General features: G+C 34.4%; 19 protein-coding genes and 1 tRNA gene. 4 read left to right on the top strand and 16 right to left on the bottom strand.

Annotated features, from left to right (window positions below):
* Positions 1-22: 22 nt before the first annotated feature.
* A complete protein-coding gene (locus EG342_RS13010; protein WP_103294040.1) occupies positions 23-490 on the top strand; it encodes a cupin domain-containing protein in 468 nt (155 codons plus the stop codon).
* Positions 491-572: 82 nt separating this feature from the next.
* On the opposite strand, the gene EG342_RS13005 is transcribed toward EG342_RS13010, so the two are convergent.
* Positions 573-1,022 carry a GAF domain-containing protein gene (locus EG342_RS13005; RefSeq protein WP_103294039.1) on the bottom strand — a complete coding sequence of 150 codons (450 nt, stop codon included), beginning with the start codon at positions 1,020-1,022 and terminating at the stop codon, positions 573-575.
* Between the two features lie 12 nt (positions 1,023-1,034).
* Positions 1,035-2,462: a nicotinate-nucleotide adenylyltransferase gene (locus EG342_RS13000; protein ID WP_103294038.1), complete on the bottom strand. Its 1,428-nt coding sequence runs from the start codon at positions 2,460-2,462 to the stop codon at positions 1,035-1,037.
* A gap of 54 nt (positions 2,463-2,516) precedes the next feature.
* On the opposite strand from EG342_RS13000, the gene EG342_RS12995 reads away from it, so the two are divergent.
* The 3 genes from EG342_RS12995 (at position 2,517) to EG342_RS12985 (ending at position 3,862) form a co-directional block, all read left to right on the top strand.
* Complete coding sequence (locus tag EG342_RS12995; RefSeq protein ID WP_103294137.1) at positions 2,517-3,284, top strand: MBL fold metallo-hydrolase; 768 nt, start codon at positions 2,517-2,519, stop codon at positions 3,282-3,284.
* A gap of 93 nt (positions 3,285-3,377) precedes the next feature.
* Positions 3,378-3,457, top strand: a tRNA-Leu gene (locus EG342_RS12990).
* Between the two features lie 216 nt (positions 3,458-3,673).
* A complete protein-coding gene (locus tag EG342_RS12985; RefSeq protein ID WP_103294037.1) occupies positions 3,674-3,862 on the top strand; it encodes a bacteriocin-like protein in 189 nt (62 codons plus the stop codon).
* A gap of 135 nt (positions 3,863-3,997) precedes the next feature.
* Here the strand turns inward: EG342_RS12985 and EG342_RS12980 are convergent, their stop codons facing one another.
* From EG342_RS12980 to EG342_RS12915, 14 genes are all read right to left on the bottom strand, one after another.
* Positions 3,998-4,531, bottom strand: a complete 534-nt coding sequence (locus tag EG342_RS12980; protein WP_123868098.1) for a hypothetical protein — start codon at positions 4,529-4,531, stop codon at positions 3,998-4,000.
* Positions 4,532-4,945: 414 nt separating this feature from the next.
* Complete coding sequence (locus tag EG342_RS12975) at positions 4,946-5,245, bottom strand: hypothetical protein (protein WP_123868097.1); 300 nt, start codon at positions 5,243-5,245, stop codon at positions 4,946-4,948.
* A gap of 4 nt (positions 5,246-5,249) precedes the next feature.
* A complete protein-coding gene (locus tag EG342_RS12970; protein WP_103294034.1) occupies positions 5,250-5,969 on the bottom strand; it encodes a hypothetical protein in 720 nt (239 codons plus the stop codon).
* Positions 5,927-8,008, bottom strand: coding sequence for a zinc metalloprotease (locus tag EG342_RS12965; protein WP_123868096.1), 2,082 nt, complete (start codon positions 8,006-8,008; stop codon positions 5,927-5,929). Before EG342_RS12965 ends, EG342_RS12970 begins: the two co-directional genes overlap by 43 nt.
* Before the next feature lie 191 nt (positions 8,009-8,199).
* Positions 8,200-8,883 (bottom strand): hypothetical protein, encoded by a 684-nt coding sequence (locus tag EG342_RS12960; protein ID WP_103294032.1) that lies wholly within the window; start codon positions 8,881-8,883, stop codon positions 8,200-8,202.
* A 32-nt stretch (positions 8,884-8,915) separates the two neighbouring features.
* Entirely contained in the window at positions 8,916-9,350 is a 435-nt protein-coding gene (locus EG342_RS12955) for a hypothetical protein (RefSeq protein ID WP_123868095.1), read from the bottom strand.
* On the bottom strand, positions 9,347-10,759 hold the full coding sequence (locus EG342_RS25375; RefSeq protein ID WP_213083884.1) for a hypothetical protein: 1,413 nt from the start codon (positions 10,757-10,759) through the stop codon (positions 9,347-9,349). Before EG342_RS25375 ends, EG342_RS12955 begins: the two co-directional genes overlap by 4 nt.
* Positions 10,747-11,451 carry a hypothetical protein gene (locus EG342_RS12945; RefSeq protein WP_103293463.1) on the bottom strand — a complete coding sequence of 235 codons (705 nt, stop codon included), beginning with the start codon at positions 11,449-11,451 and terminating at the stop codon, positions 10,747-10,749. Before EG342_RS12945 ends, EG342_RS25375 begins: the two co-directional genes overlap by 13 nt.
* Complete coding sequence (locus EG342_RS12940) at positions 11,451-13,277, bottom strand: phospholipase effector Tle1 domain-containing protein (protein WP_123868094.1); 1,827 nt, start codon at positions 13,275-13,277, stop codon at positions 11,451-11,453. Before EG342_RS12940 ends, EG342_RS12945 begins: the two co-directional genes overlap by 1 nt.
* Before the next feature lie 11 nt (positions 13,278-13,288).
* Positions 13,289-14,371: a DUF2931 family protein gene (locus EG342_RS12935; RefSeq protein WP_103293465.1), complete on the bottom strand. Its 1,083-nt coding sequence runs from the start codon at positions 14,369-14,371 to the stop codon at positions 13,289-13,291.
* A 384-nt stretch (positions 14,372-14,755) separates the two neighbouring features.
* Positions 14,756-16,615: a type VI secretion system Vgr family protein gene (locus EG342_RS12930; protein WP_103293466.1), complete on the bottom strand. Its 1,860-nt coding sequence runs from the start codon at positions 16,613-16,615 to the stop codon at positions 14,756-14,758.
* Between the two features lie 263 nt (positions 16,616-16,878).
* Positions 16,879-17,286: a type VI secretion system tube protein TssD gene (gene tssD, locus EG342_RS12925; protein ID WP_103293467.1), complete on the bottom strand. Its 408-nt coding sequence runs from the start codon at positions 17,284-17,286 to the stop codon at positions 16,879-16,881.
* A 223-nt stretch (positions 17,287-17,509) separates the two neighbouring features.
* Positions 17,510-18,205 (bottom strand): VIT1/CCC1 transporter family protein, encoded by a 696-nt coding sequence (locus tag EG342_RS12920; RefSeq protein ID WP_103293600.1) that lies wholly within the window; start codon positions 18,203-18,205, stop codon positions 17,510-17,512.
* A gap of 72 nt (positions 18,206-18,277) precedes the next feature.
* A complete protein-coding gene (locus EG342_RS12915; RefSeq protein WP_103293468.1) occupies positions 18,278-19,024 on the bottom strand; it encodes a polysaccharide deacetylase family protein in 747 nt (248 codons plus the stop codon).
* Between the last annotated feature and the right edge of the window lie 249 nt (positions 19,025-19,273).

Below are 19,273 nucleotides of genomic sequence, written 5' to 3'. Positions count from 1 at the left end.
TTATTACACTAATATTCAACATATGTCCGGTACCGTTATATTATCTGAAGGAGTAGAATTTGACCACGTTATACAGGAGGTTTCAAAGTATATTCACCTGTATGTTATGGCATTTGAAAAGGAGGAAAGAGCCATCACGCGCATTGATAAACGTGAAAATATGTATGGTGGTAATGGAACTGTCTACCTGATACAAATGTTTGATCAGAAAGAACTGGCCAATAACCGCCTGGCTGCTTATATGGTACTTCTGAATAAGGGTGATGAATCCGGGTTTCACACTCACAATGAAAGGAATGAACAGGAGTTATATATTGTCATGCATGGCACCGGAGAATACCGTGAAAGAACAGGAACTGAAGGTGCAGTGCGTACAAAAACTCTTCAAAAAGGTGACATTACAGCTATCAATTCCATAGGCTACCATTCTGTTGAAAACACCAGTGATGAGCCTTTAATCATGTTTGTGATCACCACCAATAATCCATAAGACTTCAGGAAAGGTCGCTTATATTCATAAAAAAACTCCAACTATAAAAGCTGGAGTTTGTATGTATTCTGATGCGTTTCAATTATAAAATCTTGGAAACTTCATTACAAAGCCATTCCAGCAGTTCACGATCTTCATCGGTGAAAGGATTGATTTTATGGGAATCGATATCAATCTGGCCAATATTTTTTCCGTCTTTAAAAATCGGAACTACAATTTCAGCTTTGGTATCAATTGAACAGCTTAAATAATTGCTTTCTTCATTCACATCAGGAACAACAAATGTTTCATTGGAAACAGCAACCTGGCCACAAATACCTTTTCCATAAGGAATAATGGTATGATCTGTAGTAGCTCCCACGTACGGTCCAAGGATCAATTCGTCCTTATCTCCGTTTTTAAAATAGAAACCTGTCCAGTTGAAATAAGAAATCTCCTGATCCAACAGGTGGCAAACTTTCTCTAGTTTTTCTTCCGTATTATGTTTAGGACTTTCAAGAATTGAGGAAAGCCTTTTTTTTAATTCTGACATTATATTTATTTTTTAGGAGAATTGTTTTAAGGAAAGTTCTTCTTTATAACCAAACATTCCACGTTCTTTTATCATTTCAGCAACGCCTTCAGGAACCTGGGTTTCCCATCCTTTAACGCAACCTGCAATTTTTCTTAATATTTCTCTTGAATAAATTTCCAAAAATTCCGGATTATAGTTTGTAATATCTACAATACGATCATTTCGTTTGAAATATTTATATAATTCTTTTAAGTTTTCTTCTACTTTAAGGTTCGAAGAGTCCAGTAATTGATGGGTTTCAGGATCTTTATAAGGGTAAAGATATACTCTCATTCCGTTTCTGAAGAACTTACCGAAAGCTTCAAGAATCCCTCCTGACAAGTCTTTATAATATTTCTCATCAAATACCATCAACAGGTTATTTACACCCATCGCCACTCCGATATTTCCACTTGTATAGGATGCAAAATAGTCGATAAGTCTGTAATATTCTGAGAAGTTTGAAATAATAACGGTATATCCTAATTTGCCTAAAATATCTACTCTATCAAGGAAATCCCTTTCGTCAATATCTCCGTCTGCCCTAAGGTTGGAAATCGTAATCTCGATAAGAACTTCTGTTTCTTCATGGGTACAGATGGCATCTTTTAAAAACATATCCAACCCGTTCTGAAGCATATCAATATTTACTTTGGTCACAGGTCTGAAACTTCCTCTTACCGCGAAAATATTTCTCTTGTACAATATATCTGCCGGAAGCATATTACTCCCCTGAGAATTGAAAATTACCGCATCTGTCATTCCGTTTTTCACTAACTGAAGTGACATCAACCTGTTGTCAACATACGCAAAAGCAGGTCCGCTGAAATCAATCATATCAATTTCCAGGTTATCTTTTGCAACATCATCATACAACGATTCAACTAATGTTCGGGGATTATCAAAGTAATTAAAAGCTCCAAAAATAAGGTTTACTCCAAGGTTTCCTAAAGTTTCCTGTTGTAAAGTAGCATCATTTTCTTTGAATTTTACGTGGATTACGATCTCATTGTAATCTTCATTTTCTTTGGTCTGAAAACGAATACCTACCCATCCGTGGCCTCTTACCGTTTTATCGAAATTAATAGTAGTTACCGTATTGGCATAAGAGAAAAATTTTCTATCAGGATTATTATCTCTTGAAATTCTTTCCTCGATCAATGCTACCTCATAGCGGAGCATTTTACGAAGTCTGTTTTGGGTAACATACCTGTTTTTTACTTCTTTTCCGTAGATGGCATCACTAAAATCTTTGTCGTAGGCAGACATTGCCTTAGCAATCGTACCGGAAGCCCCCCCTGCTCTAAAAAAGTGACGAACAGTCTCCTGCCCTGCTCCAATTTCTGCGAAAGTACCATAAATAGTAGGATCTAGATTAATTGTTAATGCTTTTTGTTTGGGAGTTAGTTTCTGATACATTAGGACATGAAATTTTTTGTAAATTTACCAAAATTAAACCAACCTCAAAACAAAATGAAGTTGAAATTTTTAGGAACCGGTACTTCGCAAGGTGTACCCGTTATAGGCTGTACATGTGAAGTGTGTACTTCTGAAAATCCCAAAGACAAACGCTTACGTTCTTCCGTGATGATTACCACGGAGGAAAATAGAAAAATACTCATCGATTGTGGCCCGGATTTCAGGCAGCAAATGCTTGTTAATCATGAACATACAGTAGATATCACCCTGATTACCCATGAACATAATGATCATGTGATCGGGCTTGATGATATGCGGCCTCTTATTTTTAAAAGTGGAAAGGATGTTCCACTTTATTGCTATTCCAGAGTTGCGGGTGAGATAAAAAACCGTTTTCCGTATGCATTTGCGGATGTAAGATATCCCGGAGCCCCTGCTTTTGAACTTCACGAAATTGAAAATAAACCTTTCACCGTTCTGGATACTGAAATCACCCCTGTAGAAGTGATTCACTATAAGATTACCGTATTCGGATATAAGTTTAAAAATCTTGCGTATATCACGGATGCCGGTTTTATTTCAGAGACTGAAAAGGAAAAACTGAAGAATCTGGATGTATTAATTTTAAACTGTATCAGAAAATTTGACCCTCATCCGGCCCATTTTATCCTCCCGGATGTCATTAAATTGTTTGAAGAACTACAACCAAAAAAATTATTTTTAACCCACATCAGTCATCATTTAGGACTGCATGACATTGAAGATAAGCAGCTTCCGGCCGGAATACACCTTGCCTACGATGGTTTGGAACTTAATTTTTAAAATTTTTTATTCAAAAAGCTTTTGAACATTGAAAAAAGTTCCTATATTTGCACACCAATTTGAAACAAACATCACGTTTGGAGTAAACATCAAGCCCAGGTGGCGGAATTGGTAGACGCGCTGGTCTCAAACACCAGTTCTTAGGAGTACCGGTTCGATCCCGGTCCTGGGTACAAAAAGCCTTGTAAACGCTGTTTACAAGGCTTTCTATTTTATAATCTATTGCTGTTATATCGCAACGTGTAAAAGATCGTGTAAATTAATTTCAAATCGCAGAAACAAACACTAAATATTGAGAATATAAAAACCGTTTATTCTTTTTCATAAAAAGTAAGTATTAAATTACTAAAATATCATTATATTTAAAATGTAAAAACTAAAAATTACCTATGAAAAATTTAAAGAAAATCTCGAGAGAAGAGTTAAAGCAAGTAAAAGGAGCGGGCCCAAATGTTCCGGCATGTCCTCCGGGAGCACTATGGAAATGTGAAGCACTAGGAGACTGTTCCGAACCTATGGATCAATGGAACTGTCTTTGTGGTTGCTACCCGGTAGATAAACTTCCTTTTCCAAGATAAATCAAAGCCCTCTTTTTTAGAGGGTTTTTCTTTCTATACCTATCGGTTTTCAATTAGATATAATTTTCCATTGAAATTTATTATCACCCTTAAACCCTTTGCTCTCAGTATATCTTCTTATTAAATTTTATAAGATCAATAACACGGTTCATTCTTATTAAAAATACAATGAGGAAAACGAACATCGACAGCATCTTTTAAAGTATAAGTTTTTATACTGTCCATTTTACCTTCCTTATCATAGTATTTCCATTCTCCAACTTTGTAATTGCTCTTCACTTTACCTTCTTCTTTTAAAACTTGTTTGTCTTTAATAGAATAAAAATCTTTCCAATAGCCATTACCTTTACTAAATGTTGCATTATAATTTTGTACAGAAAAATATCCATTCATATTTCCTCGTTCATCATAATGTATATCCATTCTACAGGTAACTCCATCTGTAAAGTCACAATAGTGTCCAAATGGTAATCCATTTCTAATTTCCACATCTTCGCCTTTAAAATCGTCAGTCTGTAAAACTAATTTAAAATATGGAATATTGTTATTTGTTTTAACAGTAATTAATCTCCCATTACTAATTTTAAATTCTTTTTTAACTTCAGACAATGAGATTATCTTTTCTGAAGTTTTGAAATGGTCTTGTCGCCAAAAAATAATTGTATCCATAGTAGAAAATTTTGCTTCGGATATAATTTTAGGTTTTGGAGGCGTGATCTGTGAGGAACAACCTATCATTATAAAAAGAGTATAAATATTTATTATTTTATTCACGGTAGTATTGTTTTGCTTTCTATTACAAAATCACAAGAATGTATAAAGGAGGATCAATTTTTTCCCGTTTTACTTTATACTTCCTTTTTCAGAGTCTGGATTGACAAGATTAAGCTTCTGTATATCTTTTGGAAATTTAGAATAGTCTATTTTTTTTACTCTTTTCAGTTCCGACGGAAACCATATTGGTCTAAATTAGGATCATTAAAATGATAATCTTCTGGCTTTTTACTTTCCCTTCGGTATGTATTATCTTCTTCAAAATATCCTCATAATAATTTACTATCTGCATTTGATAGATGAGTATGGTTAACTACTTTTTTGATTTCCATTTATATAAAATTTTGAGGTTTTCCATAATGGTATATAATCCAAATCATTTAGTTTCTCAGTTTCAATATAAAGAAAAGAGATAGGTTCTTTTTCCTTATATACATAGTCATTATTGAATGCCCTATAAATGGCTTTATCCTTTTGCACCTCTAAAGTACAATATGCATATTTAGAATTAATTTCAGCTGCATTATCATTGTAATAATATTCATAATATTTTACTGAATTACATGACATTATCGTTAATAGCAAGCATACAAGAATTATTTTTTTCATCTGTTTAATAACACGGTTCATTCTTATTAAAAATACAATGAGGAAAACGAACATCAACAGCATCTTTTAGAGTATAAGTTTTGACACTGTCTATTTTCCCTTCTTTATTATAGTATTTCCATTCACCAACTTTGTAGTTATTTTTTACTTTGCCTTCTTCCTTAATTGTAGCTTTTTTGCCTGGTTTATCGTAATCTTTATTTTTGAAATATTCTACTACATAGGTATCTATCCAATATCCACTGCCTGTTTTGAAAATGTTCAATTGCTGCTTCATAGGAACCATTCCTCCGTTATCTGAAAACAAGTATGATGGTACTTCTTTAATATGATATAAATATTCATCATCAGGCAATCCTTTTTCTATAATAATACTTTTACTATAGTTATCATCTACATTAAAATTAATATATACCCTGTCTAGCAATTTTCCATTTGAGTATAATTTCCCATTTTTTATTGAATATTTCTTTCTAATCATAGAAACGTTCTCTATACTAGTCACTGCTTTATTATTTTTTAATATGGGATAATATTCATTGGTGCTCCAATATAATACGTTATCGTATTTTGTATCTGGAGTATTAATCTTTGCTTCAACTTTTTGAGGAATTGGAGCTAAAATCTGTGCCTTTGTACCACATTCTGATAAAGTGAGTACTAGGCTAAAATAAAACCAAGTTAATGATAATATGTTTTTGCTTCGTTTTGTATAATTTTCCATTGAAATTTATTAAATGATAATTTATCTGCAATACCTCTTACATCGATTGTACCGTCACAATTAGTATCATCTCCCCAGTAATCCATAATATTTTCTGTATAAGCTCTTTGAAAGCGAACATTATTTTTATCAATCAGACTTTTTTCATCATTTTTAAGCCCCTGATATTCAGTAAATTTCCTTGTTAATTTTTGTTTAGCATCTTCATAAGGTTTCTTATACTCTCCTTCCTTATCAGGATGTTGAGTAAAATAAGCTAGATTACTATTTCTATATCTGGTCCATTGACCATCTATATCAGTTTTGGCTCTGTTTACTTCTCTACGATACTTCTCTACTTCGTTGTCTGCATTTCTTTTTTCGTCTATTAAACTAACTAAGTTACAGGACGAATCTTTTGATAAGAAACTATGCTCTAGCCCCAAAGTATGAGCAATTTCATGAGCATAAGATTGAGGATCAAAAAGATTGGTTCCAAAAATAATACAATGCTTATTATTTAAAGGAATTGTATATGCAGATCCACCAGCATCTTTTGTTTTTAGTGGGCATAAATAGAGAAGTATACATTTTTCTTGATTAAAGTTATATAATTTATTCATTTGTTTATTAAATAGATTTACACTTTTCCCTGAATCCACTTCAAAACTTGTAGGACCAATACTAGTAATAATTCCCTTTAAACTTTCATATTCATCATCTGGAGTGTTAGTTCGTGGGTTAATCCCCCTATTAACAAGATTAAATGTATTTGTACTTAAATCAATTTTTAATGTTTTTGAATCTTTTTTATCAATTAATTTCACTTGTATTAATCCTTGATTAAGACTGTTCTCATTAAGATATTTTTCAAGACCAGACAATCCACCTATCTTTGCAAATTCAGTATCAATAACCGCCTCTCCAAAAGTAGTATTATCACTAATAAATGCCTTTATCACATACACATTAATAGTATACTTAGACTGATCACTATTCTTCATCACCATCATCTTCCCTACTTCTTTTTTATCATCTGTTCCGGAGGCCGCATCTTTAAGTTTTGCAAAAACTTTTATCTGCTCATTTTTTATCAAAGCTTTATTACATTTTACTTTTACCTGATTGGCCGCTATATAATAATCTCTGGAAGTAGTTCCCCCCAAAGGTTTATTTTTCTTCCCACCTGCTATTAATGTACTTAATGGAATGCTTGAAGGATTGATGGTAAGATCAGGACTGCTGCTTTCAAAAATAATTTCAGTAGCATCGGTTGCCAAAGTTTCGAGTTCCTCTACTTCTATGTCTAATTCCGCCTCCTGATTTAACATTAAATTCAGAAATGAACAGTAATAATCTTTTCCATAAGGAGAAACAGGATTTAAAACATCTGTTGTTTTATACTCTGTTTTCAATTGTGCAGGATCCAGACTTAGTTCTTTATTTGCGCCACCGACGGCTGTCATAGGATAAATATATTCATCTCTCATCCAATCAAAACCGAATTCTCCCTTGTATGATGCATTTCTCCTGAAGTGAATCATAAACTTTTTTAAAACCTCAACTTTATTGGGGATCGGCGCGCCCTTCGCATCAATACTTTCCGGAACATTCACCTGTCCGGAATTCACAAATTCAACCTTTCCACTTTCCGGAGGTGTTCCGGGTATAGCACCCACTCCTGGTAAAAATGACTGTTTCAACAAAACTTTGTTGTCCTGTACTTTTACCGTTCCGAAATTTTGCCATTCTGTAGGTTGTGTCAGGATGAAACCATCCTCAAAAATAAAATTGGGAACTAGTTTTTCTACAATAGTTCCTGTGAGCTTGTCCTGAGTGGTTGGTACATCATGTAATACTTTAAATGTTCCCGAATGTGCATTGAATTTTATTTTTGCACCATCTATGGCCAATAATAAACCTTCTTCTTTTTTATCTTTCTCCTCGTTTTCCGCACGTTTTTCTTCCATCTTCTTTTGATTATCCGCCTTCATCTGATCCTGTGCAGGAGTCTGATTCTGCGTTTCGGAATTGTTTCCGTCTTGATTTAAAGTATCCATAGTCATGAATGTTTTAATGAGAGAATATTACAACAATGAATTAAGTTTTACGTACGCAAAAGTTAGTTTATTACTTCTGCTCAAATTCTTAAAGAATTTTAAAATAGATTCTGTCTCTTAAAATACTATTCCTTAAATATTTGTTCCTCATTTAGAAAAAGCAGATTAGTGCTTTGATACATTCTTCCATCTTACTTATATACCAAAAACTTATCTTCATAAGATTTCGTAGATGTGTTGTCTTTTATCGAAGTAATTATTTTTTCAATTTTATTCTGATTGTAATAATACTTTCTTATATAAGTAAAGGGAGTATCTAGATATGTGGCTTGTAATTGCATTTCATCTAATTTCCCTTTTTCCATCTTTACTTTGATTGAGGTCACACTTGAATTATTAGGCCAATAGGGAAGTTCATTACTTTTGGGAAATATAAAATCACAATTACTGTATCTATCATTTGTATATTTACAGTTCTCTCTGGCAATGCCTTCTATTTCAAGATCTTTTTTAATAAAATTAAATTTATTTACCGGAACCTCATCCATTGAAAAGGCATTTTTTGATACAACTATATCTGAAAGTTTACCATAATAATTGATATATTTGATATTTCCTGTAGATAATCTTTTCTTCTGTTTATCATTATATTTAAATTCATTTACAATTAAATCATTACGCTTTTTTGTAAAAGTTACCGAATCATCCTTTGAAGTTCCTCCATATACTCTTGCATATTCAGTATTGTCTGAATGAAAATAATGAGTTGTCTTAATATCATTATTACTCCAATAAATCACTTTATAGTTGTGATTTTGAGACTGGCAGTTTAGATAAAAAAAGAACAAGATAAAATATAAATTATTTTTTTTCATTGGGTTTCTTTTTTCTCACTAAAAATAATCAATCAAAATATAAGCTTCCCATCATTAACCCATCTGCTTTGCTTATTCCATTTACCACCACAATCACCCTGTAATTCAGTTACTACTTTCCTTTTAGCCACATCCACAATAACACACAAATAATTTTCGTACAATATCTTATTGACCCCATCATCTACATAACCTTTTGAAATATAATCCAGAACAATATATTTTTTATTTGGTGAAATGCTAAGAATTTTTCCACCAGAGTAATTAGCATTATGATAACCTTTTATTTTATATCTTTTACCCCCTTTTAAAATATAAGGATTCTGGTATAGTTTAAATTCCTTATTATATTCAGTAAAGCCTAATTGATAAGATTTAGATATAGAAATAGGAATTATATTACTTTTAGTTTGTGAAAAAATAATATTTATCGTAAATAGTAAAAATAGTATTATACTTTTTTTCATAATTTTGTTTTTAGTTTTGTATATCTCCCACTTGCATCTGTCATTGTATAATTTCCTTTTCCTCTAAGAGGTCCATAAATTTCTAAAATCTCTTTTTCGTAAATAGAATGATTTCCTGTCCAATCAACCGGGTTTTTTGAAACTTTTTTATTTGAAGCAAAAAACTGATTTAAAGCGTCTCTAAAGCAATCTGAAACATGTCCTGGCCTATTGACATCATGATCTAATACTGTAGCTTTTCCTAACTTTGACTTTACAAAATCTTTAATGGGGTTAGAAAACCCTGTTGGCTTTTTGTTAATTGCACTATTAAGTCTTTTAATAAAGTCTACAATTTGTCTAGATTGAAAATCCGGATCTTTACATGCATTGATAAAAGATTCCATAGGTATGCAAATTACTTTTTGTTTATTTTTTTTTGCTTCAAATCCTTTCCTAATTAAAGCTTTCAGATCTTTTCCTGTTTTATCATTATAGTAGGCTTGATACTTTTTTAGTACTTTTTTATTCTTTTGAGGAATTTCTATTTCTTTTACATTCCAGCCACAATTTTCAAAAAGTTCTTTAAATTTATCTGGATATTCTTGCTTAAATTCCCAAAGTTGTATTGATAACTCGCCATAACCTTCGGGATTGATCGTTTTTTGCATAGCTCCCGCTGTTATAATTTCACTATCATAAGATTGAATAGCATCCATATTTCCTTCATTTTCTGACATAGCTAAAATAATTTCTTTTTCGTCAGTTGTTACTTTCCCCGATAAAACTATTGTATCCCATTTTTTATAAGATGCAAGCTTTATTGACCCACTATATAATGGGCCATAAACAGGATTTTTTGAACCATATTTCACACAAGTAATATCGTTTCTATATTGTATACCACAAGTCTCCTTTTTCTGCTCCGGCACCGGAGCTCCCTTTGCATCAATACTTTCCGGAGCATTTACTTGTCCGGAGGTTACAAATTCTATTTTCCCAGTTTCTGGCGGTACGCTTCCCGGCATTTTTCCTGTTCCCGGTAAAGTAGATTTTTTTAACAGAACATAGTTTTCCTGAACTTTTGCAGTCCCAAAATCCTGCCACTCCGTAAGGGTAATCATCAGAAATCCATCATCAAAAATAAAGTTGGGGATTTGCTTTTCAACAATAGTTCCCGTCAGTTTATCCTGCGTGGTCGGCACATTACTCAACACTTTAAATGTTCCCGTATGATCATTAAATTTTATTTTTGCACCATCTATGGCCAATAATAAACCTTCTTCTTTTTTATCTTTCTCCTCGTTTTCCGCACGCTTTTCTTCCATCTTCTGTTGATTATCTGCCTTCATCTGATCATGATCAGGTGCTGAGTTCTGATTTTGGGTTTCCGGAGCATCTCCTTCTCCGTCATTCTTTAACCTATCCATAATAATGAATGTTTTAAATGAGAATTCTGTTTTTTGATTTCTATATAGCCTTCTTCATACTGATCTCCTTTGCAGACAAATACCCCTCTGAAATCGTCCACTTCTGTTTGTTCAAGATTTTGAGCAGATATTTTTAAAATCATTTTATCGCCCACTTTCACAGGAGTCATTATTTCTGTAAATCCTTCTGAAGATTCTCTTTTCCTTTTTGTTTCAAATGATTGCAGCAAGCCATTAAAAAGCAATCCGAACATATTATATCCTCCTAAGAAATCGATTAATTTTGTTTCATCTTCAAGCAGGCTGCTTACCCTACTGAAATAGTTATCAACAGCCTCTCCTTTATGCGTTTTTGCTAATTCAGTTTGAATTTTAAGCCATCTCATCCGTAAGAAAAGCAGGTTATCGACTGCTGTAATATTTCCTTCCGCATCTACTTTACATTCCAGTTCATCGAATAAATAACTGATTTTTTTGATCAACTTACCCATTGTTTCATCGTCGTCAGAAAAATCGAAATCAACCACTAAAATCTGAAACTGATATTCATCCTTTACTTTTCCATAATAATAAACCTCAATTTGTCTGGCATAGCTTTTCGTGATGCTATATGCCGGATTTCTTTGTTCCTTGAAAATCGTTTCCAGCCTGTATGTTTTCTGATGAAGGTTTTGCAATAGGTTAAGCATCATTACGGATATATTACTCTTTCATAATTACTGTTAGGGTCCATCCCCATCCAGTCTCTGTTGGCAGACCAGTGAAGATACTGATTACGGATAACCCTCAATAAGGTTTGAGGATGGTAGGCTGTAACTGTAACTTCTTGTAAAGTGGTCGTTTTCATCTTATTGCCATTTTCGTCTAGCGGTGGATCAGGCACCGGTTCCTGTATCGGTTCAGGGGTATTAAGTCTTCTTAATGCTCTTTCTTGCTTTTCTTTTTCGTATTCTTCATCTGTCTGGAAACTCCATTTTTGTCCATCCTCAAAAACATAATGATGCAATAAATCTTTTGCAGAAGGCAGATATTGATCGTGCTCTATGGAATAGCTTGTTTCTGTTTTTAACATCAATTGATGATCATACAATTCCTTCCCTTGTTCTTCCATGAAATGAAGTGGAATATAACTGTATTCCTTTCTCAGAAAGCGAATGCCTGTAATTTTACGATATACTCCTCCCAACGTTAAAACGTTCAGGAAGCTATTATTAATTTCAATTTGCTTATCTGTAAACCAATGCTCATCGATCAGATGTTGCATACGTTTATTTAAAAACCATACCGGTTTATGATTAGATGTCTCTATTTCATCAACAGTTTCCATTCCGTTTTCATAAGCTCCGCCGATATCACAATGAACTCCCGGAAACTCTTTTTCAATACTACCGGGGAATCTCGTTAATGAAAAGTTTTCCCTATGTTCATTACCTGCCGTAAAGTGAACCGCTCTGAAATAAGATCCCGGATTCAGCAACTGTAACTGCTCTACATCATCTCCAAAATTGTACGAAGATCCTAAGGTAGAATGTTTCATCCCTTCCCATCCTACACGTCTGATTCCTCCCATATCTCCATATTCTTCATAAGAGGATACCGTATCATATACCCCGATAAAACGAACATCCAGATCTAATTCTTCAAGTTGTTCCTCTGACAGAATTCTCTTACTTAAAAGGTAATATCCTAAAAAACCAAACTTTGGAAGCTTACCATCTTTAATGTATTTTGGATCTACCTCCGTATTATCTTTATCTATCCAGATATCTCCATATTCGGGAACCATAAAAGATCCTTCAGGAGAATCCATTTGAGTATAGCCAATAATTTTTCTTGATTTTTTTATCTCAACGTCTTTTAGTCTTTTATTATACCCGTTGATTTCGTAAGAAAAATTTCTTGCTGCTGCCGCTCCGCGACTAAAACCAAAGGTATCAATGGTGATTCTGGTCAACCTCTTTTTATCACGCTGTTGTTTTTTTAAAACCCCAATTCTGTCAGCGGTCATTTCGCACCCCCTCCTTACTTTCCCCCGCACTCCGGTTTTACCGGAACCATATTGAAAGCCATCATCCACATCCCTGCTATTATCCAGTGTCCCGATTCCTTCTACATATACTCCATAAGTGGTCTGTTGGCTGCATTTATACATCCTGGCCACATTTGTATAATCATTACTGAAACTATTATCAACTCCCTGTTTGTCAAGCCATCCCCTATGGCTGGCCTTGAGGTACCGATCATATTCAAGATCATTATCAGTTATGTCTTTATTGTCGAGCTTTTTATATTCTTTTTCCTGTTGGGCTCTCGTTTTTTCGATCGCTTCTTCTTTTTTCAGGATCTCATCATTGGTATCAGTACTTTCCATTTTATTCTTTCCATCTCTGTACTTTATCCTTAACTCGCTATTTTTCAAGTTATTCAAAGTACCATCAAAGAACACTCCTATTTCCAGATGTATTTCATCTACAGGAGGTTTAGCATTTCCCGTGTTGTATACGAAAGTTTTTCCCATAGTTGTTGTTTTTAGAAAACTTCTATTTTGTCTGCCTTTATAAAGGCTTCTTTACCATTTTCACCTTTTAGCTTTATTGTAAAATAGCTGTTAGCCTCATTAACCTTAACAATAATATCAGCTTTAGTTGAATTAGGGTTATCACCAAACACAGCTTTAAAAGCCTCAAAACCCGATTGTTCATTCAGATCACAATCTGCTCCATATTTTTTATTATCAGCACCAATAAAATCAAATCCAATACTTCTGGGTATTGCTCTTAATTCACTTCCAGCTACAGAAATTTTCGATGCATCAAGCTGCTCCCATTCTCCATTAATTGCCGTTAGCCCAACATCTGTCAATGGATTGAGCTTTGCATTTTCCGGTAGCTCAAAAACAGGTTTCCAGCTGTATCTTATTCTGTAAGTATCCCACAAACCAAATGGAATTTCTTTTCCTTTATTTTTCTCTCTTACTTCAGCAGGGATTACCTTGCCATTATTAAATACTTCATTAAGATAATCTTTCCGCCAGAAACGGTTTTCATGGCTATCCAGCTTAGCAATTTCTGATTCAGGAATCGTTACTTTTTCCCCCTGATATCGCCCTACTTCTTTCTGTACTCCAACACCTGCGACCCAGATCACAACCACACCTCCAGGTGCCATACCCACACAAATTTCATTATAATTTAAATGCTCAATTTCACCACTGCCATTTGTTACTTTTACCTCATAGCCTTTACTGAAATACTCCTTAATTTTAGCGGTGTCAATTGCTGTATCAATCATATAAAACTGGTTCTCCATATAAGACATCCAGACAAAATCCAACCGGGAAGGAAGGCTTTTAAAACCATTTCCCATCCCATGGTTGATAGCGCCCCAAGAACCATCTCCTGGTATGATACCAAAGCTTAGTCCTACCCATTCTCCACCTTCGCATTCCATTCCTCCTTTGTATACTTCCATCGGGTATCCCAAGGGAGCAGAAGTCCCTTCAGTCCATTCATATTTTGTCATAGTTTTAGTTTTTTTATCGTCTTTTTTCTCCTGACACGAGATCTGGGTAAAAAATAAAAAGCTTAATAGATATTTTATTATTTTATTCATTCTTAAAATCTTATAAAGTAATTATGCCATCATGACGATGCATAATTAGTTTTTATATTTTTGATATAGTAATTTTTGTTTTCAGGAGCATAACCAAGGAACTATAATCAATAAGATCACTGATATGATGATAAAGCCAATACAACCTGAATAGATACAGAACAATGTAAAATCACTTATTGTTTTTTTCTTCTTTTGAGCTGCTATTATAAACGGCAGAAAAAAAAGAATGGGAAAAAATGCTCCGCAAAGCCATACAGCCAACCATCCGCAATCCCCGTGACTATATCTTGTAAGATCCAAAACACTCAATGTAATAATACCTGTGAGTATAACAGAAAATACGGATGAGAAGAAAGCTATTAATCCCTTTTTCCACATAATTTATCCTTTATTCACCTTAGCATCTATTTTCCCCAACATCTTGGCCACTCCTGAACTTTGTAACAGAATATCACCATTTTTTGCTTTGTGAGTAGTGGTAGAAGTCGTTTCCTTCAAGTCACCAGTTACATTAATGGTTTTATTTTCGTTGACAGTCTGCTTATAATTCTTTGAGGCAAAACTGTGATTATTGATAATATTAATCGCATTATCATTTCCTACACTGGTCTTCATATCTTTTCCTACATTAATATTAAGGTTTTCACCAGCATTAAACGTCATATTCTTTGGAGCAGTGACTACAATATTGCCTTTTCCATCCATAAAATAATTATTCCCGCTGGGATCAATAATATTAACACTACCTTGTTCATCATTCATCAAAATTCTGATCCCGCTTCTGGTCTGTATTGATTTTAAATGATTATTTACTCCGCCACCTAATGCAGTTCCACCATGAAACATTCCTCCCATCACAAACGGACGATCCGGATGATTGTGTACAAATCCTATCATGACCTGATCTCCAACTTCAGGAACTGCCACATATCCTCTGTTCTGAGTAATCTGATCTGTTCCACCAGCATCAGGAGCCATCATTCTGATAAAATTAGTGGTGTCATGAAGCTGCCAGTCAAATCTTACACTGACTCTTCCCTGTTCCAGAGGATCTGTATTGGAAATGACTGTGGCTATCTGCGGCTGTGCAATAGGTATTGTAAAATCAGGAGTAGGAATATACCCGGTATCTGAAGCTATCGCCTCAAATCTTCCTGCATAACGCCCTAATCCATCAACTTCATGGATTACTTCTGTCATCATTAATTTGGTAAAATAGGAAGTACTGTTGGTATCTGTTTTCCTCATATTGATATCTGCAACACATCCCGGATGTAAAAACGGAATGGTAGTACCACCTGAAACCGTAAAGACTTCTACAGCTTTACTTCCTGCCGTACTGGTCTGGGAAATCACAACATCCATATCAGTAGCTGCCTTTATAGGTGCTACCTGCAATGAAGGAGTTTTGAAGATTCCGTCATTATTCTGATACGCTGTTTTTGCCAAATTCCCAACATGTTTTATAGGTGTTGCTCCTGATGCCAGTTTAGCATTAGAACTACTGTTGTATCCGTAAAATTGAGGTTTGATATGTACCGCTTTTAACTCAACATTTACATCGGAAACATTACTTCCATACACCAGTTCCAATGCCTTATTCTGAGGAGGCATATTTCCGAAATGGAGAACTTCACCGTCATAGTAGAACTGTTCACCATAAGCTTCTGCCATTCTGCAGAGATAGTTGTAATGGGTTTCGTTGTATTGAGCACTATAGAGAATCTGGGAAGATGCTTTGGCATTGACTTTCACATCAAATTTGCTGCTATCAATTCCCTGTTTAATCACTTCGGAAGCAATAATTCCCATATTCACAGGTTTTTCACCACCAAAACTCTGAGTATGAGCTGCAGCATCTAATAGGATGGTAGGGCTTTGTCCTTTTAATACAATATTTCCAAGACTGTGATTTTCCTGACTGAATCCTACTTTTGTGATCACTCCTACAAATGTTCTTTCCGGGCTTCCGTCTACATCTTTATATTTAAAAACTACGGTTAAACGTTTGCCTAAAAACTGCTGGGCTTCTTCCAGATCATGATTTTGGATCCCACCTAGGGTATCGTGGGCTAATGTCAGTTCAAAGTCATGGTGTTTTTTTACGCTCTGCTGTAAACGGAAATGCTTGAAGTGTTTAATCATTTTCCCTTCAATGACAATATCCAGCTTCACCACACGGTTGATTCCGGGAATATGATTCTCCGAAATCTTTTCAGAATTCGAGGTATTTTTATTCATATTATTTGAGGTGTTTGGAAAGGCCCTGTTTTTTAAAAAAATTTCTAAAAAAATGGCCTTTTATAAAGTTATAAATTTTTTACTATACAAAACCAACTTTTACTACCTATATCATAAAAATAACGGCAATTTAATAATGTTATAACATTAATAAGCAAACATTATTCTGACAAAACGATTTCAGACGAAAAAACAGAATAGTATCCTTCATTACGAATGGACTATTCTGTTTTTATATGTACTTAATTGTAGTGATTATGTTCTTATGCTGAAGGCCATGCCCCATCATAAGCAGAGTTTCCAAGATCAATTTGCTCTGCACTTACAACAAAAGAAATATACATACTGTTTTCATCCACTGCATCGAAGTCTACCTCGTGCTGGATTACATAACCGTTTTGCCATTTTAATGTTGTTAAAGTACCTTCTTCGTGAGACTTATTGAAAGTTACCTCTCCTACTGTCGGTTTGTACTTTCCGTTAAGAAGACTTTCCAGAATATCAGATTTTTCTGTTGCTTCTACCGTAATTTTGATCAATGCATTGGAAGGATCTGATGCTACACGTCCTGAAACGTCTGTAGATCTTGCTACAGTATAGTTTAGCTTTAATAATTTTTGACCTTCACCGTTGTTGAATTTTAAGATTCCTCTTGAATTTCTTTCTGCCATGATTGTAAATTTTAATCGTTAATATTTTTGTGATTTGTTGTTGGTTATGTCACCAAATTTAGATGTATTAAATGAACCACAAGCATCTTTTTCAACAAATATGAAAAAGTGTCGTATTTCTACTACTAACACTTGTTAGGTAAAATAATCTCTGTAAATCAAAAACTTACCGATAAAACTTATCTTGCACTAATGATAAATCTGACCTTATTTAAAAAGGAATTTAAGAAACATTTACTCCAAAAAAATGCCCTACCAAAGCTGTAATTCCCATCGCTACGGTTCCCCAAAAACAAATTCTCAACATAGCCACCCCGATATGGGAGCCTCCGGTTCTAGCTGAAATTGCTCCTAGAAGCATTAAAAATATGATTGAAAAACCATACTGAAAGTAAACCATTTGTTTGATGGGAGCAAGAAGAGAAACAGTAAACGGTAATAAAGCCCCTACCGCAAATGACCCGAATGAAGCCATAGCGGCCTGTAAAGGTTTTGCTTGAGTGATCTCATTAATACCCAGTTCATCACGTGCATGGGCACCCAACGCATCATGTTCGGTGAGTTCTATAGCAACCTGCATGGCAGTTTCTTTAGTACAACCTCTTTTTTCATACACTTTTGCCAACTCATGCAGTTCTATTTCGGGCATCTCTTCAAGCTCACGTTTTTCCCTCATCAAATCTGCTTTTTCGGTATCTTCCTGAGAACTTACAGAAACATATTCTCCGGCAGCCATCGACATTGCACCGGCAATCATTCCGGCTAAGGCGGCAAGAATAATGATATGACGTTCCGGCTCGGCGGCGGCAACACCTATTACAATACTTGTAGTGGATAATAATCCGTCATTAGCTCCCAGTACAGCTGCCCGAAGCCATCCAATTCTGTTTACATAGTGCTTTTCTAACTGATGATGCATATTAATTTTGTGTTGATGATGCTTAAAGTTATAAAATGTTTCTTCAAGAATCATTTTAAATTACACCCTATTTTACTGCGGATAAAACCTCATCTGCTCAAAAATATAATTGGAATTTGATCTCAGCACATCGATCAGCTGCTTAAGTTCTGATTCTTCCCAGTTCTTTTGAAACATTTCATCGTGAATCAGCATAACCACATTATTTTTTGTAAATGTTTTATCTGAAGTACAAAGCCTCTGAACAGCAGTATACATCTCGGTAACACTTTGTATCGGGCTGCCATCAACCGGACGGTGCTGCCACTCTATATCCCAGCCAACTACCTTATAACCTAAAGCTGCCAATTGATCTGCCGTTTGTATGCCATTGGCAACATCATTCTTCGAACGCCCGCCAAGACGCCACATATTACGCCCGGGAAGACGTACTATTTTATAAGGTAACTTCAGTATGGTCTGATTGTACAAAATATCCTTTACCGATTTGTCCACGTCCTTGTAAAATGCTTCATAATGATCATTGGCATGGGTAAAGCTGTGATTATATTCGTCGATATAAGGGTTCTGATCATAATATTTCGCATACGTATCCATCTGCTTGTCTTTGATAACATGCTCTCCTACCATAAAAACACTGATTTTAATTTTTTCCTTTAAAATAATGTCATTTATATTTTCACTCCCATTCAGAGGACCGTCATCAAAAGTGAGATAAACAAAACATTTATCCTGAGTCTGGACAAGCATCTTTTGTGAATACAGAACCTCGGAAATCGTTAAAAAAACAGCAATCAAAACCACCAATACTCTATTCATAGTGAATTATTTATTACAAATATAGCAAGGCTAATGATATCAGAAAAGTTAAAATTATATCCTGAAAAAACATTTTTCTCTTACCATTGGCGGCTATTTTAGAATTAAAATTAATGATTACCTGGATAAAAATGATCATAAACATTGAAATGCACATTAAGAGAATCAATATATAAAACTCTATCAATCAAATAATAACACTTTAAAAATCTAACAAAATTCTAAAACTTCTCATTTCCGTATATTTGC

Origin of the sequence: Chryseobacterium lactis (genome assembly GCF_003815875.1) — a bacterium.
In the GTDB taxonomy this organism is placed as follows: domain Bacteria; phylum Bacteroidota; class Bacteroidia; order Flavobacteriales; family Weeksellaceae; genus Chryseobacterium; species Chryseobacterium lactis.
Note: the sequence above shows the minus strand (reverse complement) of the source record. Positions and strands in the feature narration are given on the sequence as shown.

Bases quoted from the DNA above. Each gene is read 5' to 3' on its own strand.
- EG342_RS12995 (WP_103294137.1), top strand. From the start codon at position 2,517: ATGAAGTTGAAATTTTTAGGAACCGGTACTTCGCAAGGTGTACCCGTT.
- EG342_RS12960 (WP_103294032.1), bottom strand. From the start codon at position 8,883: ATGAAAAAAAATAATTTATATTTTATCTTGTTCTTTTTTTATCTAAAC.
- EG342_RS25375 (WP_213083884.1), bottom strand. From the start codon at position 10,759: ATGGATAGGTTAAAGAATGACGGAGAAGGAGATGCTCCGGAAACCCAA.
- EG342_RS12975 (WP_123868097.1), bottom strand. From the start codon at position 5,245: ATGAAAAAAATAATTCTTGTATGCTTGCTATTAACGATAATGTCATGT.
- EG342_RS13010 (WP_103294040.1), top strand. From the start codon at position 23: ATGTCCGGTACCGTTATATTATCTGAAGGAGTAGAATTTGACCACGTT.
- EG342_RS12980 (WP_123868098.1), bottom strand. From the start codon at position 4,531: ATGGATACAATTATTTTTTGGCGACAAGACCATTTCAAAACTTCAGAA.
- EG342_RS12945 (WP_103293463.1), bottom strand. From the start codon at position 11,451: ATGATGCTTAACCTATTGCAAAACCTTCATCAGAAAACATACAGGCTG.
- tssD (WP_103293467.1), bottom strand. From the start codon at position 17,286: ATGGCAGAAAGAAATTCAAGAGGAATCTTAAAATTCAACAACGGTGAA.
- EG342_RS13000 (WP_103294038.1), bottom strand. From the start codon at position 2,462: ATGTATCAGAAACTAACTCCCAAACAAAAAGCATTAACAATTAATCTA.
- EG342_RS12915 (WP_103293468.1), bottom strand. From the start codon at position 19,024: ATGAATAGAGTATTGGTGGTTTTGATTGCTGTTTTTTTAACGATTTCC.
- EG342_RS12940 (WP_123868094.1), bottom strand. From the start codon at position 13,277: ATGGGAAAAACTTTCGTATACAACACGGGAAATGCTAAACCTCCTGTA.
- EG342_RS12955 (WP_123868095.1), bottom strand. From the start codon at position 9,350: ATGAAAAAAAGTATAATACTATTTTTACTATTTACGATAAATATTATT.
- EG342_RS12930 (WP_103293466.1), bottom strand. From the start codon at position 16,615: ATGAATAAAAATACCTCGAATTCTGAAAAGATTTCGGAGAATCATATT.
- EG342_RS12965 (WP_123868096.1), bottom strand. From the start codon at position 8,008: ATGGATACTTTAAATCAAGACGGAAACAATTCCGAAACGCAGAATCAG.
- EG342_RS13005 (WP_103294039.1), bottom strand. From the start codon at position 1,022: ATGTCAGAATTAAAAAAAAGGCTTTCCTCAATTCTTGAAAGTCCTAAA.
- EG342_RS12935 (WP_103293465.1), bottom strand. From the start codon at position 14,371: ATGAATAAAATAATAAAATATCTATTAAGCTTTTTATTTTTTACCCAG.
- EG342_RS12970 (WP_103294034.1), bottom strand. From the start codon at position 5,969: ATGGAAAATTATACAAAACGAAGCAAAAACATATTATCATTAACTTGG.
- EG342_RS12985 (WP_103294037.1), top strand. From the start codon at position 3,674: ATGAAAAATTTAAAGAAAATCTCGAGAGAAGAGTTAAAGCAAGTAAAA.
- EG342_RS12920 (WP_103293600.1), bottom strand. From the start codon at position 18,205: ATGCATCATCAGTTAGAAAAGCACTATGTAAACAGAATTGGATGGCTT.